The sequence below is a fragment of the Pelorhabdus rhamnosifermentans genome, assembly GCF_018835585.1.
GTDB lineage: Bacteria > Bacillota > Negativicutes > UMGS1260 > UMGS1260 > Pelorhabdus > Pelorhabdus rhamnosifermentans.
This window is the reverse complement of sequence record NZ_JAHGVE010000022.1, coordinates 13,447-29,806: the sequence shown is the minus strand read 5'-3', so window position 1 is coordinate 29,806 and position 16,360 is coordinate 13,447. Positions and strand designations below refer to the sequence as shown.

The following is a 16,360-nucleotide window of genomic DNA, read 5'->3' as shown; positions in this document are numbered from 1 at the left end:
AGGAAGGAGGTGGGAAACAATTGATGCATCGTTATCATAAGTCTGTTGTAGGCATTCTTTTAGTGTTCATGTTTTTATTTATTGCAACAACGATGGCTGGAACGAATGCCGTCGTAACAGAGGCTAATCTGGAGCCGCCTACAGTCTGTCCTGAAGTGCCTGTCTTAAATTATCATAAAATTGATACCATGCAAATTGCTTTGTCTGTGGCTCCGGAAGAATTTGATAAGCAAATGCGGTATCTTAGTGAAAACGGCTATCATACAGTTACACCTGATCAGCTTTTTAAGGCTCTCAAAAAGGGGATTCCGCTTCCGGACAAACCGATATTGATTACTTTTGATGATGGTTATGAAGACAATTATGTCAATGCCTATCCCATTTTAAAAAAATATAATTTCACAGCGACTTTCTTTGTGATTACAGATTTTATTAGTCATGATCCGCGGTTTATGACATGGGATCAAGTCAAAGAAATGGCGGAAAGCGGTTTTACCATTGGTTCCCATACGGTCAATCATGTACCGCTGACAGAGCTTAATGCCGATCAGATTACTACAGAACTGACTGTTTCCAGTCAGAAATTGGAGCAAGAACTCGGTGCAAGGCCGCGTTATTTTGCTTATCCAACAGGAACCTATAATGATGAGATTCGTCATTTAGTTCAGAAGGCTGGCTATAAGATGGCGTTTACTGTCCGTTATGGTCAAGCGGATTCAGACAGCAATTTCTATTCTATTGAAAGAATTCCTATTTTTCGAACACAGCATACTTTTCGCTCCTTTTTTATCAGAGTCAAGGCCGCTCCTATATTAGAACGTTTAGGTCTCATTCGGAACTAGGACTTTTATCTTAAATATTACTTTTTGAAAAATCCTTCAATTTTTTGAAGGATTTTTTTATTTTTATTCGAATTAGACTATAAAGTGGTGTAAAGTGGTGTAAAGTGGTGTAAAAATCCTATTTAGTGATGGTGAAAGCCGTGTTTATGGGTGAGTATAATCATACGATTGATGCCAAAGGACGGTTGATTTTGCCAGCAAGATTTCGTGAATTGCTTGGCTTTACGTTTATTGCTACAAAAGGATTGGAAAATTGTTTATTTGTGTATACCGTAGAAGAATGGGCCATACTAGAAAATAAATTGCGCCAGTTGCCCTTGTCTAAGCCGGAAGCCCGTGCTTTTGTGCGTTTTTTCTTTGCTGGAGCCGCTGAAGTAGGTTTTGATAAGCAGGGACGTGTATTGTTACCAGGTAATTTAAGAGATTATGCCCATCTTACGAAAGATGTCGTTGTTATCGGTGTTTCGAACCGAATTGAAATATGGAATCAAGAGAATTGGGATGAGTATAATACCACGATTGCCCCGACAGTTGCTCAAATTGCTGAGCATCTTGCGGATTTTGGTATTTGACGGAGTGAAACAGATGAATTTTGAACATAAAAGCGTTTTGCTTGAAGAAAGTGTGAATAACTTAGTAGTCAATCCAGCAGGCATTTACGTGGATTGCACACTAGGTGGAGCCGGACATGGACAAGCCATTGTGAGTAAACTTGCTGCTTCTGGCACTTATATTGGTTTAGATCAGGACCCAGCAGCCATTGCGGCTGGTAAAGAACGTTTGGCGAGTGCTAAATGCACCGTACATATTATTCGAAGTAATTTTGAACAACTTAAAGAGGTGTTACAGGACCTAGCTATTGATGCTGTTGATGGTGTACTTTATGATCTAGGCGTCTCATCTTATCAGCTTGATACAGCGGAGCGTGGATTTTCTTATATGCAAGATGCCCCGCTTGATATGCGCATGGATCCTAGAAATATCTTGTCAGCAAAAGAAGTTGTGAATGAATATAGTGCCGAGAAACTTACTAAAATCATGTATGATTATGGTGAAGAACGCTGGGCGAAGCGTATTGCTGATTTTATTGTAGCTGAGCGAAAAACGAAACCGATTATTTCAACAGGCAATTTGGTAGATATTGTTAAAAAAGCCATTCCCAAGGGAGCGCGTCAAGAAGGTCCTCATCCGGCGAAACGAACCTTTCAAGCCATTCGTATTGAAGTGAATCGTGAACTTGCGATTTTGCAACAATCTTTTTCTGATGCCATTGGGCTACTTAAGCCAGGCGGGCGGATTTGTATTATTACCTTTCATTCTTTAGAAGATCGTATAGCTAAACAAGTTTTGCAGGAACAATCAAAAGGTTGTATTTGTCCGCCACAGTTTCCTATTTGTACCTGCCATCATCAGCCAGTCATTAAGATCCTAGGTAAACCTCGTAAACCGTCAGTGGTTGAATTAGCAGAAAATCCACGAGCGAGAAGTGCTAAATTGCGGATCGGTCAAAAATTACCGGGTGAGTCGTTCTAGAATCCAAGGAGGGTCAGTAAGATGTTAGTGAGCAAAAAGCAAGAGTGGGAACTTATTGAACAACCAGATGAACAAATAGTCCCTTCTTTGCCGCGAACTCGACTTGATGTGCAGCGAAGAAGAAAATATTTCGTTTTTGTTACTGTTCTTGCATTGATGGCAGTGATATTGACTATGCAAAGTGAATTTGTAGTTCGTTCAGGCTATGAACTTGTGAAAATGAAAACACAAGTAGCATCTTTAGAGAAGGAAAATGAAGTTCTTCATCTTGATGTAGCCAAACTAAAATCGCCGGCAAGAATTGAGCGCATAGCAAAAAAGGAACTCGGCATGGTTTTACCCTCGGTCGTTTATCATGCACAAGCCTCATCAGAGGGCAATCTCAGTCAAACTAATATGACTGCTACTGCTGCTAAGAACAATAAGACTACTCCTGCGCTTGGAATGAATTAAGAAGAGTCTGGTGTGAGAGGGTCACTCTAGCTTCTTCTTAAGTGATGGGGGAATGCATAGTGGCTTCGGCTTCACATGGCACGATTCGAAAACGGGTCATTTTTTTGTTTCTCTTTATGGCAGTTGCTATGGGAGGATTAGTTGTGCGGTTAGGCTATTTACAGCTTTTTCACAGTACGTGGCTTGCGGAAAATGCGACAGATCAACGGATTCGCGATATTCCAGTAGAAGCGAAACGGGGGATTATTTTTGATCGGACAGGTAAAGAATTAGCTGTGAGTATGAGTACGGAGTCTATTTACGCAATTCCCGCTGAAATTAAAAATGTACAAGAGACAGCAGCCAAATTGGCTGCTATTTTGGCATTAAATGAGGAACATTTGTCCAAATTATTGCAACGACATCAGGCTTTTACTTGGGTGAAACGTAAAGTAGACAGTAATGTGGCGCGGCAAATTCAAGCGCTAGGCTTTGACGGTATTGGCATCACGCAAGAAAGTCGGCGCTATTATCCACAGGAAGATTTAGCTTCACATATTTTAGGCTTTACCGGGATTGATAGCCAAGGTCTAGATGGAGTAGAAATTACTTTTGACAGTTATTTGCGTGGTCGGCCAGGCAGCATTATGGTTGAATATGATGCAAGAGGGCGGGAAATACCTTATGCCAATCATCGTTTTGTACCACCTGTCGAAGGAAATGATATTTATTTGACTATTGATATGGTGATTCAGCAAGTTGCGGAACGTGAACTGGGGCGTGTCATGCAAGAAACACAAGCCAAGGGAGCTACGATTGTGGCTATGGACCCGAATACGGGTGAAATCTTGGCTCTTGCTAATCGCCCAGACTATAACCCGAATCATTTTGCTGATTATTCACCAAAGTTATGGCGTAATATTGCCGTATCCAATGCCTATGAACCAGGATCTACCTTTAAAATTATTACATCATCCGCTGCATTAAGTGAAAAAGTAGTGACGCTGACGGATCGGTTTTATGATCCGGGTTATATTGACGTACAGGGACGGAAAATTCATTGCTGGAAAAATGGCGGCCATGGCAGTGAAACATTTGAAGAAGTAGTGGAAAATTCCTGTAATGTCGGATTTGTCAATGTTGGACTTCGTCTAGGGCGAGATCCTTTTTATACCTATCTTGATAAACTGGGCTTCGGACGGCCTACAGGTATTGATTTACCTGGGGAGGCCAAGGGAATTGTCATTGACAAGCGACAAGTTAAGCCTATTAATATTGCTACGATGGCTATGGGGCAGGGAATTGCTGTAACGCCGATTCAACTTCTTACGGCAGTGAGTGCTGTTGTCAATGGCGGTACTTGGCTGAGACCGCAGATAGTTAAGACGATTCAAGATAAAAATGGTCAAACCATTCGCAGTTTTCAGCCTGATGTTGTTCAGGAAGCAATAAATTCTGAAACAAGTAATCAAGTAAGAGGAATTCTGGAAAAAGTTGTAGAAATCGGTACAGGTAAAAATGCTTTTATTGACGGCTTTAAAATTGGGGGGAAAACAGGAACTGCCCAAAAGGTTGGGGCAGGTGGTTATTTGCCTGATAAGTATGTTGCTTCCTTTATTGGCTTTGCGCCTAGCGATCATCCCAAGATTGTCATGCTTGTCATTGTTGACGAACCTGTGGGCATTTATTATGGCAGCCAGGTTGCAGCTCCCGTTTTTGCAGCAGTTATGAAGGATGTTTTGCCTTATTTACAAGTGACGAATGTTCCGACCAAGACGGCTGAAAATGTGCAGAGTCATGTGCTTGTGCCGAATTTACTTAATGAGTCTGTCTCAGATGCCATGAAAGATTTACAGGCGGCAGGTTTAGCTGCGCGAATTGAAGAAACAGGGGAGCGCATCGCAGATCAGATTCCGCGGCCAGGCAGTCGCGTTCCTGTTGGTTCACAGGTGCTACTTTATACCTTAACAACGGCCCGCCCAGGAACAGGTGAAGTGACTGTGCCTGATTGCAGTGGTCGTAGTGAAAAAGAAGTGATGGAGCTCTTGGGACAGCTAGGTCTAACTTATAAACAAGCAAATCAAGGGACGCAGGCTGTGAAACAAGATCCGCCAGCAGGCAGTCAAGTGTCGTCTGGAACAACCATTGAGGTATATTTTGAATAAAAAAGCCAAACATATCCTGTTTATTTGTGTAAGATACTAGTAAGTCGGCAATATTAGCAGTAAGATAAGAAATGGATTGGTTATTATTATGATAAGTTGGAGGATTTATTTTCTATGACAAAAAATTTGCAGGAACTACTTCATCTCATTCCACAGGCAAGTGTAACAGGCAATCAAGACTGTTTGATTGCCGATATGGCTTATGATTCAAGAAAAGTGAAACAAGGCAGTTTGTTTGTTTGTCTTCACGGCGCTCATGTCGATGGACATGACTATATTGATGAGGCCAAGCAAAAAGGGGCTATGGCTGTTCTTGTTGATCAAGCTATTCCGCCTTGTAGTAGTGATTTGACGGTCATTAAAGTAGCTGATACACGGGCAGCCATGCAAATTCTGGCACCCTTTTTCTATGACTATCCCGCACGAAAATTGCGGATGATTGGGATTACAGGCACAAATGGCAAGACAACAACGTCCTATCTTTTGGCAGGAATTTTAAAAGCAGCAGGATTTAAAGTCGGCATTAGCGGTACTATTCAGACGCTTGTGGGAGATAAAGTTCTGCCTGTCAAGAATACGACACCCGATGTCATTGATTTACAGCAAATTTTGGTACAAATGGTTGAGGCGGGCATGGATTATGTTGTGATGGAAGTGTCTTCGCATTCTCTTGCCATGCAGCGCATTGCTGGCTGTGAATTTGATGGTGCTATTTTTACAAACTTGACACAAGATCATTTAGATTATCATAAAACGCTGGAAAACTATCGTAATGCCAAATCCCTTTTATTTCAATCATTAGGAAAAGATGTAACGAAAAGCAATAAGTGGGCTGTAGTTAACAAAGATGACGAAGCAAGTCAAACGATGATTGATTGTGCGAGTGGTGATATTTATACCTATTCACTTCATGGTAAAGGCAATATTCAAGCTGACAATATTCATGTGGCGGCAAGAAATTCAGCATTTACTGTTCACAGTGAGGCAGGCGAACTGGCGCTTTCTTTAAAAATTACCGGACTATTTAATGTTTATAATTCTTTAGCCGCTATTGGGGCGGCTTTGGCGGAGAAGATTGCCCCCGCTGTCATTAAGGGGGCAATGGAAGAGTTTACGACTGTGCCTGGCCGCTTTGAGCTTGTGGACGCTGACCAGGATTTTACCGTTATTGTTGATTATGCTCATACGCCTGACGGTTTGGAAAATATTCTAAAGACAGCGCAAGAAGTGGCAAGTGGTCGAATTATTACAGTCTTTGGATGCGGAGGTGACCGTGATCGGACTAAACGGCCGATTATGGGGAAAATTGCGGCTTCTTATTCTGATGTCGTCATTGCTACTTCTGATAATCCACGCAGTGAAGATCCACTGATTATTTTAAAAGAAGTAGAAGTTGGTATTCTTGCGGCTTTGACGCCGAAGAAGCAGTATGAAATGATTCCGGATCGTCGTCAGGCCATTGCTGCGGCGCTCCGAATAGCTCAGCACGATGATATTGTTATGATTGCTGGAAAAGGTCATGAAACCTATCAGATTTTAAAGGATAAGACCATTGATTTTGATGATCGCCAAGTTGTGCGTGAAGTGATTGGAGAACTTAAATAATGGCTAAATTTACGTTAAATGAAATTTGTCTTGCCACAGGTGGTCAACTTGTTGCTGGAAGTGATTGCAATTTTTCTGGTATTTGTACCGATAGCAGGAAAATAAAATCGGGTCAGCTTTTTATTGCTCTTATGGGTGAAAATTTTGATGGTCATCAATTTACTTCTGCTGTTGTCCAACAGGGGGCAGCAGGGGTACTTGTCAGCCAAAATGTTGTTGTACCGGATTCTTTGCCTGTGATCAAGTGTGATGACACTCTTAAGGCTTTACAAGATATTGCGGCTTATCACCGTCAGCGATTTACTCTCCCTGTTATTGCCATTACAGGATCTAATGGCAAAACAACAACGAAAGATATGCTGGCGGCTATCTTAAGCAAGCAGTTTAAGGTATTGAAGACGCAGGCTAATTTTAACAATGAAATTGGGTTGCCTTTTACACTTCTGTCACTGCAGCCAGAACATGAAGTCGCTGTGGTGGAAATGGGAATGCGAGGGCTTGGGCAAATTACGGCACTTACGCGTATTGCCCGGCCAACAGCAGGTATTGTAACAACTGTTGGTGAAACGCATATGGAACTGCTCGGTTCACGAGAAAATATTGCCAAAGCTAAGGCGGAATTAGTTGAGGCCATTGATCCGCAGGGATTTGTCGTCTTGAATGCCGATAATCCTTATGTGGCCGCTATGGCCAGTAAAGCACGTTGTGCTGTCATTACTTTTGGACTCCGCGCGGCCAGTGATGTGCAGGGGAAAAATGTGCGAAGTTCAGTAGACGGCGTATCTTTTGACTGTACTTATGATGGACGGTGTTTCGCTGTTCATATTCCGGCATTGGGTGAACACAATGTGATGAATGCCTTGGCGGCACTTGCTGCTGGCTTTAAGCTTGGCATGAATGAAAAGGACATGGTTGTTGGCTTAAAACAATTTGCACCTAGTGGTATGCGCATGGCCATTGAAAAGGTTGGCCCCTATCAAATAATTAATGACGCCTATAACGCCAGTCCGGCATCCATGGTGAGCGCTTTACAGACGCTTGTTTGCTTACGTTCCGGCCGAACGGTTGCTGTGCTGGGAGATATGTTTGAACTGGGCGAATTGGCTGAACAGGCCCATGGGGATATAGGCAAGACTGCGGCTCAATTAGGCGTTGATCTTATTGTTACAGTAGGAAAACTGGGACAGTTAATTGCCGATGGGGCTCAGCTTCATGGCCACAAGGCCGTTTTTGCTTGTCAAAATCAGGCTGAAGCATTGCTTGTTTTACATGAGAAGCTTGTGAGTGGCGATGTTATTTTAATCAAAGGTTCACGGGGCATGAAAATGGAACAACTTATTCCACAGTTGGTGAAGTAAATGATTGGAAGCGTTTAGGAGGTAGCATTTTATGTACGCACAGGTTCAAACCATATTTTATTCCGGGATTCTTGCTTTGATTGTGGCACTTGTGCTTGGTCCGCTACTGATTCCCGTATTGCACAGATTAAAATTTGGACAAAGCATTCGTCAGGAGGGTCCTAAGAGTCATCAGGCCAAAGCCGGTACTCCCACCATGGGAGGAATTATTATCTTAGTGGCACTTTGTGTGCCCATGTTGTTGTTTTTTTTCGATAAACCGGCTATTTGGCTGGCTTTATTTGTTACGTTGGGTCATGGACTGTTAGGATTTCTTGATGATTTCATTAAGGTCGTATTAAAACGCAATTTAGGTCTTACTGCGAAACAGAAATTGCTTGGCCAAATTATTATGGCCGTTGCTTTGGCTTATGTTGTTACGTCGTATTTTGGTTTGGGCACAGATATATGGATTCCCTTTTTCAATCAATCCATTGATTTTGGTTCCTTATATTTTATTGTCATTTTTTTCGTATTAGTGGGAACGACAAATGCCGTCAACTTGACGGATGGGTTGGACGGACTTGCTGCAGGAACAACGGTAATTTCTGCCGGGACTTATGCGCTCATTAGCTATTATTTTGGCAATATAGAGCTTGCTGCGTTTTCTCTTGCTACAGCAGGTGCTTGTCTGGGGTTTTTAGTCTATAATATTCATCCTGCCAAAGTGTTTATGGGGGATACGGGGTCGTTGGCTTTAGGTGGCGTATTGGCAACTGTGGCCGTGATGACGAAAACCGAATTTTTATTAATCATCGTTGGTGGCGTTTATGTTGTGGAAACACTATCCGTCATGATTCAGGTGGTTTCGTTTAAAACAACAGGAAAGCGCGTATTTAAAATGAGCCCTATTCATCATCATTTTGAATTGTCTGGTTGGTCTGAGCAAAAAGTTGTCGGCGTGTTTTGGTCAGCAAGTTTGCTATTAAGCATATTTGCTTTGAGTATACTTATTATGAATCAGGGAGGTAGATGAACATGCAATTTAATGGTAAAAAAGTGATCGTTTTGGGATCTGGTATTAGTGGTATTTCTGTAGCTCTGGTGCTGAAAAATCTTGGGGCCTATGTTACACTGAGTGATAATAAGCCACTAAATCAATTAAAAAAAGACCCCTCTTTTCTCCTGGAAAAGGGTATTAAGCTGGCGTTAGGAAATCAGGAGGCAGCTCTCCTTGATGGGGTGGATTATGTTATTTTATCGCCTGGCGTATCTATTTATACAGATTTTGTTCAGCAGGCTCTGGCTAAAAATATCCTTGTCATGAGTGAAGTGGAAGTTGCTTATCAGCTTTGTCCGGCACCGATTGTGGCCATAACAGGTACAAATGGTAAAACAACGACAACAACTTTAATTGGTGAAATGATTGCGTGCCATAACAAGGAGGTTGTGGTGGGGGGGAATATTGGACAAGCCCTATCCGATGAAGTGAAGGATATTACGGATAAGGGGATTGTTGTTGCGGAAATATCCAGTTTTCAAATGGAAAGTGCCCGTGATTTTAAGCCTCATATTGCAGCTGTTTTGAATATTACACCTGATCATATTGATCGTCATAAGACATTCGAAAACTATGTTGCCATGAAAGAGCGTGTTTTTGCTAAACAGACGTCAGATGATTTCCTAGTGCTAAATTATGACGATCCTACGCTGAGACCTATGGCTGATAGAGCTAAGTCACAAGTCCTGTTTTTTAGCCGTAAAGAAACCTTACAGCAAGGCGCTTATATCAAAAAAGATCAGATTTGGATTTCCTGGAAAGATCAGGAACTTCCTGTCTGTCCTGTGAGTGTTATGAAGATTCCGGGCGCTCATAATGTTGAAAATGCTCTTGCTGCTGCGGCTGTTTCTTTTTTAGCAGGTGTGGCCATCACAGATATTGCGAAGGTGCTGGAAAATTTTGAAGGCGTTGAACATCGTATTGAACCTGTGACCACTCTTCATGGAGTACCTTATTATAATGATTCAAAGGCTACCAATCCTGAATCTTCGATTAAGGCATTAGAAGCTTTTGCTGGGCATATTGTGCTTATTGCGGGCGGCAGAGATAAAAATACGGATCTCACTGAAATGATGTTACTTATTAAAGAAAAAGTGGATCATCTGATTTTGCTTGGTGAGGCCAGTGCGCGGTTTAAAGAAGCAGCTTTACTTCACGAAATTGCTAATATTCATGAGGCTAAAACCTTTGCAGATGCCGTAAACTTGGCGTATAAAATAGCTACTCCGCCGCATATTGTATTATTATCACCAGCCTGCGCAAGCTATGATATGTTTAAGAGCTATGAAGAGCGCGGGACGGTATTTAAGAAGCTCGTACGTTTGCTCAGTTAAGGAGGTTGTTGCCGCTTTGGATAATGGATATAAATCGCCTGATTACATTCTGTTTTTTACAGTCATGTTTTTATTGGGTGTGGGGATTATCATGGTATATAGTTCGAGTGCTGTAGCCGCTTATGCGAATTATCATGATAGTTACTATTTTCTTAAACGGCAAATTATCTGGGCCTCCTTGGGTGTTATAACCCTACTTGTTACTATGCATATTGATTATCATGTGTGGCGTAAATTGGCAAAGCCTATCCTCTTCGTTACCTTGTTTTTATTAATTCTCGTACTGATTCCTGGCTTGGGCCGCGTTGTCAATGGTGCGAGGCGCTGGCTCGGTTTTGGCTCCATTTATTTACAGCCATCTGAAATTGCCAAACTGGGGATGGTTTTCTTTGTGAGCCATGGTTTGGCACAGGCTCAGACGAAAATATTGAGTTTTCGAAAGGGACTCTTGCCACAGCTACTTATGTTGTTGTTGGTTTTTGGTTTGATTTTAAAAGAGCCTGATCTTGGTACGGCGCTCTCCATTGCTGGTACTGTATTTATTTTGCTTTTTGCCGCTGGTGCGAAAGTTTTCCATTTAGGTGCAATGGGAGCTGTTGGTGTATTAGGCATTGTTGCGGCCATCATTGTTGAGCCATACCGGATGAAACGACTGTTAGCTTTTAGTAATCCATGGTCTGATCCACTTGACACAGGCTATCATATTATTCAATCCTTATATGCTATAGGGTCAGGGGGGTTATTTGGTGTTGGACTGGGACGGAGCCGAGAAAAATTTCTTTATTTGCCTGAGCCTCATACAGACTTTATCTTCGCTATTCTGGGGGAAGAATTGGGCCTTATTGGAACAGTGACAGTTATTGTTTTATTTTTCTTGTTTGCCTGGCGGGGATTTCGCATCGCTATAGCTGCACCCGACATTTATGGCAGTTTACTTGCTACAGGCATTACAACCATGATCATGCTGCAGGCGTTGATGAATATCGCTGTTGTCACAGCCTCGATGCCTGTTACAGGGATTCCGCTGCCTTTTATTAGTTTTGGCGGTTCGGCGCTGATTTTTACTTTAGCAGGTGTTGGAGTGTTATTAAATATATCAAGATATGTAAGTTTATAAAGCAGGAGTGAGACCATGCGAATTATACTATCAGGCGGGGGAACTGGCGGTCATATTTACCCAGCTATTACGATTGCCCGCGTTTTGGAAAAAAAATTGCTTGAAGCCAAAGAACCTGTCGAAATTTTGTTTGTTGGGACAAAGGTTGGACTCGAAGCAGATATTGTTCCTAAGGAAGGCTATGAGCTCCAAACAATTGACGTACAAGGTTTTAAGCGGCAGTTATCTGTTAAAAATGTACAAACTGTTTTTAAAATTTTCGGCAGTTTATGGCAATCGATTAAAATCATAAGAAATTTCAAGCCAGATATTGTTATTGGAACAGGTGGTTATGTCTGTGGGCCTGTCTTGCTTGCTGCTAGTTTATTGAAAAAACCAACGCTCGTTCAAGAACAAAATGTGATTGCTGGTATTACAAATAAAACATTAGCCCGTTTTGTTGATTGTGTTGCTGTAGGTTATGAAGAAGCAAAACCCTATTTTTCTCCATTTACAAAGGTTGTTATCAGCGGAAATCCCATTCGGCCTGATGTCCTAACAGCCCAGCGGGAACAAGCAATAGTTGATTTAGGTCTTGATATAAATAAAAAGACACTACTTGTGTCAGGCGGCAGTCGTGGCGCCCGCAGTATCAATTTGGCCATGGTTGCTGTTCATCAAGCCTTTCAGGATCACAAAGATATCCAAATCTTGCACATCACGGGTCAAAGCGAGTATAATAGCATAGTTGGAAAATTGCATGAAAAGGGTATATACCCGGAAAAGAGTGGAAATCTTAAGATTGTGCCTTATCTGTATAACATGCCACAAGCGCTTGCTTGCGCTGATTTAGCAGTATTTCGGGCAGGGGCCATCGGACTTGCTGAATTAACTGTCCGGGCTGTACCATCCGTATTAATTCCTTATCCTTATGCTGCCGAAAATCATCAAGAACATAATGCGCGAGTCTTGGCAGAACATGGAGCGGCACGGGTTATTCGCGACTCTGATTTGACTGGGGAAAAGCTTGTTACGGTCATTCGTGCATTATTTGATGATCCAGAAAAACTTGCAGCAATGGCTACTGCAAGTAAAAAGCTAGGGCATCCCCTTGCTGCAGACTGTATTGCTGATGCAGCGATTGCTCTTACGGGCAATCGAGAATAGGAAAGTAACACCTAAATTGAACAGCGCATATAATGAGGTATCGGTAAGATGCGCAAGAAGGGGGAGAATTTTATTTGTTTACTTCTATAAAAAAAATCCATTTTGTTGGCATAGGCGGAGCTGGCATGAGCGCAATTGCCCGAGTTATGCTGGAATTAGGCTATGAGATTACAGGATCTGATATTAGTAAATCCAGTGTGTCAGCTAAATTAGAACAACTTGGCGCTAAAATATATTATGGCCATGATGCAAGCAACATTGAACAGGCTGAAGCGATTGTGACTTCAACAGCCATTCGTGAAACGAATCCTGAAATTCAAGCGGCTCATGCTAAAAATATTCCCGTTTTTCATCGATCAGAAGCCGTTGCTTTCTTGATGGATCAGCGTCAGGGAATTGCAGTTGCTGGAGCTCACGGTAAAACAACGACGACATCTATGATTGCCTTAATGCTTGAAAAGGCAGGTGTCGATCCGACTATTATTATTGGTGGTGAGCTGGAATACATAGGCGGTAATGCTAAACTCGGTAAGGGCCCGTATCTTGTAGCTGAGGCAGATGAAAGTGATGGTTCGTTCCTAAACTTATCACCCAAAATTGCTGTTGTTACGAATATTGAGAACGATCACATGGATTATTATGGTACAATGGAGAATATTTTGCAGACGTTTCATAAATTTTTGCTCCGTTTACCTGCTGATAATGGTTTTGCAGTACTTTGTTTTGATAATGCCTATATCCGTGATATGGCGGACTCCCTAGGACGAACTTTCATGAGTTATGCCATTGATCATCCTGCTGATCTTATGGCACGCAACATTCGAACAGAAGGAGCTGTTACGCATTATGATCTGTATCAATGTGAGGAGTATATTGGCTCTATTACACTGAATGTGCCAGGAAAACATAATATTCGTAATTCTTTAGCGGCTGTTGCAGTGGGACTCAAAATTGGTCTGGATTTTTCCGCCATTGCTGCGGGATTAGTCGAATTTCGCGGTGCGAAACGTCGGTTTCAGACCAAGGCCAGAATTAACGGGGTATGGATTGTCGATGATTATGCCCATCATCCAACTGAGATTACGACGACCCTTCTTGCTGCGCGCCAGACTGAGCCGAAACGCTTGATTTGTGTGTTTCAACCGCATCGTTTTTCGCGGACCAAGCTGCTTCGCTCTGAGTATGGCATGGCTTTTAAGCCTGCTGATGTATTAATTCTGACAGATATCTATGCAGCTGGTGAAGATGCTATCGACGGGATTAATGGTGAGGTTATTAAAGAGGAAGTTGAACAAAAAGCCAAACAACAAGTGACTTATATTGCTGATTTGGCTAAAATTGCCCGCTATTTAGCCGAAATTGTGGAACCAGGTGATTTGGTTATTACAATGGGGGCTGGGAATATTTATAAAGCTGGCGAAGAACTCGTCGAGCGACTTGTGAAATGATTTGAAGGGGGATTGTACTTTTTCCAGGAGGGAAGACGATGGAGAAATTTATCGTCACAGGAGGAGTACAACTCAACGGTTGTGTACAAGTTAGCGGGGCTAAGAATGCTGCTCTACCTATCATGGCAGCAACACTTTTAAGTCACGGACTGACTGTCCTTCATGATGTACCTGAGCTTCGCGATATTGCGATGATGCAAAATATTATGAAGCTCCTTGGAGCTTCGGTTGTCCGGGAAGGTCATACCCTTGTGATTGATACAGTTGCGGTTACGGGTACTGATATTCCCGAGGCTTTGATGCGTGAAATGCGCGCTTCGGTGTTTTTGCTGGGACCTTTGCTAGGCAGATTTCATCAAGTTCGCCTGTCTTATCCCGGCGGCTGTGCTATTGGACCGCGCCCGATTAATCTTCATATTAAGGCGTTAGAAAAGTTAGGCGCCCATATCAAGGAAGGGTCAGGATATATTGATGCTGAAGCAAAGAAACTTGTCGGTAACGAGATTACTTTCGATTTTCCCAGTGTTGGTGCAACAGAGAATGCCATGATGGCCGCTGTTCTTGCCGAAGGAACGACAGTGATTCGTAATGCTGCCCGCGAGCCGGAAATTGTTGATCTACAGAACTTTTTTAATAGTATGGGGGGCCGTGTAGGCGGAGCTGGCACAGACTGTATTTTTATTCGTGGTGTGAAAAGCTTGCATTCTACAGAGTATCAAATCATGCCCGACCGGATTGAAGCAGGCACACTCTTAATTGCTACAGCGATGACGGGTGGCAATGTTATTATTGGAAATATCAATCACGCTTGTCTATTTTCGGTGATGGATAAATTGCAGGAAATTGGTTCCGTTATTGAATGTCGTGGTAATGCTATTCGTATTAAAGCAGAAAATTTAAGGCGGGGTGTAGACATTAAGACGTTGCCTTATCCCGGTTTCCCTACAGATTTGCAGGCTCCCATGCTTTCATTGCTTACGATCGCTAAAGGAACAAGTATTATTTCTGAAACGATTTTTGAAAACCGTTTTAAACATGTGGATGAATTGACTCGTATGGGAGCTAAAATTAAGGTTGAAGGACGTACAGCTGTCATTCGTGGTGTAGATGCTCTTTCAGGTACTTGTGTTGCCGCACCTGATCTTCGGGCGGGTGGAGCCCTTGTTTTAGCCGGACTGGTGGCAGCAGGAACAACGATTGTTGATGAGGTCTATCATATTGACCGCGGCTACGAACGATTGGAAGAAAAACTGAACAGCCTTGGCGCTATCATTCTTCGTAAATAAATGTTAAATACTTACTGACAGTTTATGATGGAGGTTATAATGAAGAATAAAAAGATTGCTGTTGTTATGGGAGGACCTTCTGCAGAACGCGAGGTGTCGTTAAATACGGGCAATGCTATTTTAAAGGCACTCCAGGAAAAGGGCTATAAAGCTGTTGGGATCGATATGGATCCAAAACAGATTGCCAGTCAACTTCAGGAAGAAAAAATTGATATTGTTTTTAATGCAATACATGGAAAATTTGGTGAAGATGGGGCTTTGCAAGGCGCACTCGATATGCTTGGCATTCCTTACACAGGTTCTGGTGTTATGGCAAGTGCTATTACTATGGATAAGAGCATTTCAAAGCGATTGTTCGTTGCGGCGGGATTGCCGACAGCACCTGCTGAAATTTACGATCAATATAGTCTGGGTCTGGATGACATTTGTCAGGACATTAGGAAAAAATTCACTTTTCCACTTGTTGTAAAAGCGGCTGAACAAGGTTCAAGTATCGGTGTCTATATTTTGGAAGATGAATCAGGTCTTCAAGATGCTGTAAGAAATGCTTTTGGCTATTGCCGCCATATCGTTGTGGAAGCTTTTATTACAGGCAGTGAACTTACTGTGGCTGTTATGGGGAATAAGGAAGCGCATGCCTTTCCTGTTATCGAAATCGTTCCCCATTCCGGTCGCTATGATTATCATTCAAAATATACTAGTGGTGCCACAGAATATATTGTACCTGCACGTCTTGATGAACAAACAACGCACAAATTGCAGCAACTTGCAGAAGAAACCTATCGCCTCGTCGGTTGCAAGGGCATAGCTCGTGTTGACTTTATGATGGATAAGGAGAAACACCCCTATATTTTAGAGATCAATACCATTCCTGGAATGACTGCTACCAGTCTGGTACCCAAGGCTGCCGCAGCGACAGGTCTTCTTTTCGCTGATTTATGTGAAAAACTGTTACTTATGGCTGTAGAATAAAAAAAGGCAGCTGCGCTGCCTTTTTTTATTTATCTTCAGTAAACACTGTTGTATAATACATGCAGGGACCTTATACAGGGGGA

Annotated in this window: 14 protein-coding genes; all 14 read left to right on the top strand. The window is 42.4% G+C overall.

The window, feature by feature from the left end; genetic code table 11:
* The first annotated feature begins 23 nt into the window (after positions 1–23).
* Positions 24–842, top strand: coding sequence for a polysaccharide deacetylase family protein (locus tag Ga0466249_RS19990; protein WP_215831310.1), 819 nt, complete (start codon positions 24–26; stop codon positions 840–842).
* Between the two features lie 140 nt (positions 843–982).
* The gene (gene mraZ / locus Ga0466249_RS19985) at positions 983–1,414 is read left to right on the top strand and encodes a division/cell wall cluster transcriptional repressor MraZ (RefSeq protein ID WP_215831253.1); all 432 of its coding nucleotides are present in this window, start codon (positions 983–985) and stop codon (positions 1,412–1,414) included.
* A gap of 13 nt (positions 1,415–1,427) precedes the next feature.
* Positions 1,428–2,375, top strand: coding sequence for a 16S rRNA (cytosine(1402)-N(4))-methyltransferase RsmH (gene rsmH, locus Ga0466249_RS19980; protein WP_215831252.1), 948 nt, complete (start codon positions 1,428–1,430; stop codon positions 2,373–2,375).
* 21 nt (positions 2,376–2,396) lie between these two features.
* Positions 2,397–2,828 (top strand): cell division protein FtsL, encoded by a 432-nt coding sequence (gene ftsL / locus Ga0466249_RS19975; protein ID WP_215831251.1) that lies wholly within the window; start codon positions 2,397–2,399, stop codon positions 2,826–2,828.
* Positions 2,829–2,887: 59 nt separating this feature from the next.
* Entirely contained in the window at positions 2,888–4,972 is a 2,085-nt protein-coding gene (locus Ga0466249_RS19970; protein ID WP_215831250.1) for a stage V sporulation protein D, read from the top strand.
* A gap of 114 nt (positions 4,973–5,086) precedes the next feature.
* Positions 5,087–6,577: a UDP-N-acetylmuramoyl-L-alanyl-D-glutamate--2,6-diaminopimelate ligase gene (locus Ga0466249_RS19965; RefSeq protein ID WP_215831249.1), complete on the top strand. Its 1,491-nt coding sequence runs from the start codon at positions 5,087–5,089 to the stop codon at positions 6,575–6,577.
* Entirely contained in the window at positions 6,577–7,935 is a 1,359-nt protein-coding gene (locus tag Ga0466249_RS19960) for a UDP-N-acetylmuramoyl-tripeptide--D-alanyl-D-alanine ligase (protein WP_215831248.1), read from the top strand. Before Ga0466249_RS19965 ends, Ga0466249_RS19960 begins: the two co-directional genes overlap by 1 nt.
* Before the next feature lie 31 nt (positions 7,936–7,966).
* Complete coding sequence (gene mraY / locus Ga0466249_RS19955) at positions 7,967–8,950, top strand: phospho-N-acetylmuramoyl-pentapeptide-transferase (RefSeq protein WP_215831247.1); 984 nt, start codon at positions 7,967–7,969, stop codon at positions 8,948–8,950.
* Positions 8,951–8,952: 2 nt separating this feature from the next.
* Positions 8,953–10,308, top strand: coding sequence for a UDP-N-acetylmuramoyl-L-alanine--D-glutamate ligase (murD, locus tag Ga0466249_RS19950; protein WP_215831246.1), 1,356 nt, complete (start codon positions 8,953–8,955; stop codon positions 10,306–10,308).
* A 16-nt stretch (positions 10,309–10,324) separates the two neighbouring features.
* Entirely contained in the window at positions 10,325–11,425 is a 1,101-nt protein-coding gene (spoVE, locus tag Ga0466249_RS19945) for a stage V sporulation protein E (protein ID WP_246588914.1), read from the top strand.
* A 15-nt stretch (positions 11,426–11,440) separates the two neighbouring features.
* Positions 11,441–12,571: an undecaprenyldiphospho-muramoylpentapeptide beta-N-acetylglucosaminyltransferase gene (gene murG, locus Ga0466249_RS19940; RefSeq protein WP_215831244.1), complete on the top strand. Its 1,131-nt coding sequence runs from the start codon at positions 11,441–11,443 to the stop codon at positions 12,569–12,571.
* A 74-nt stretch (positions 12,572–12,645) separates the two neighbouring features.
* Positions 12,646–14,019 (top strand): UDP-N-acetylmuramate--L-alanine ligase, encoded by a 1,374-nt coding sequence (gene murC / locus Ga0466249_RS19935; RefSeq protein ID WP_215831243.1) that lies wholly within the window; start codon positions 12,646–12,648, stop codon positions 14,017–14,019.
* A 38-nt stretch (positions 14,020–14,057) separates the two neighbouring features.
* On the top strand, positions 14,058–15,305 hold the full coding sequence (murA, locus tag Ga0466249_RS19930) for a UDP-N-acetylglucosamine 1-carboxyvinyltransferase (RefSeq protein ID WP_215831242.1): 1,248 nt from the start codon (positions 14,058–14,060) through the stop codon (positions 15,303–15,305).
* Positions 15,306–15,344: 39 nt separating this feature from the next.
* Positions 15,345–16,277 carry a D-alanine--D-alanine ligase gene (locus tag Ga0466249_RS19925; protein ID WP_215831241.1) on the top strand — a complete coding sequence of 311 codons (933 nt, stop codon included), beginning with the start codon at positions 15,345–15,347 and terminating at the stop codon, positions 16,275–16,277.
* Positions 16,278–16,360: the final 83 nt, after the last annotated feature.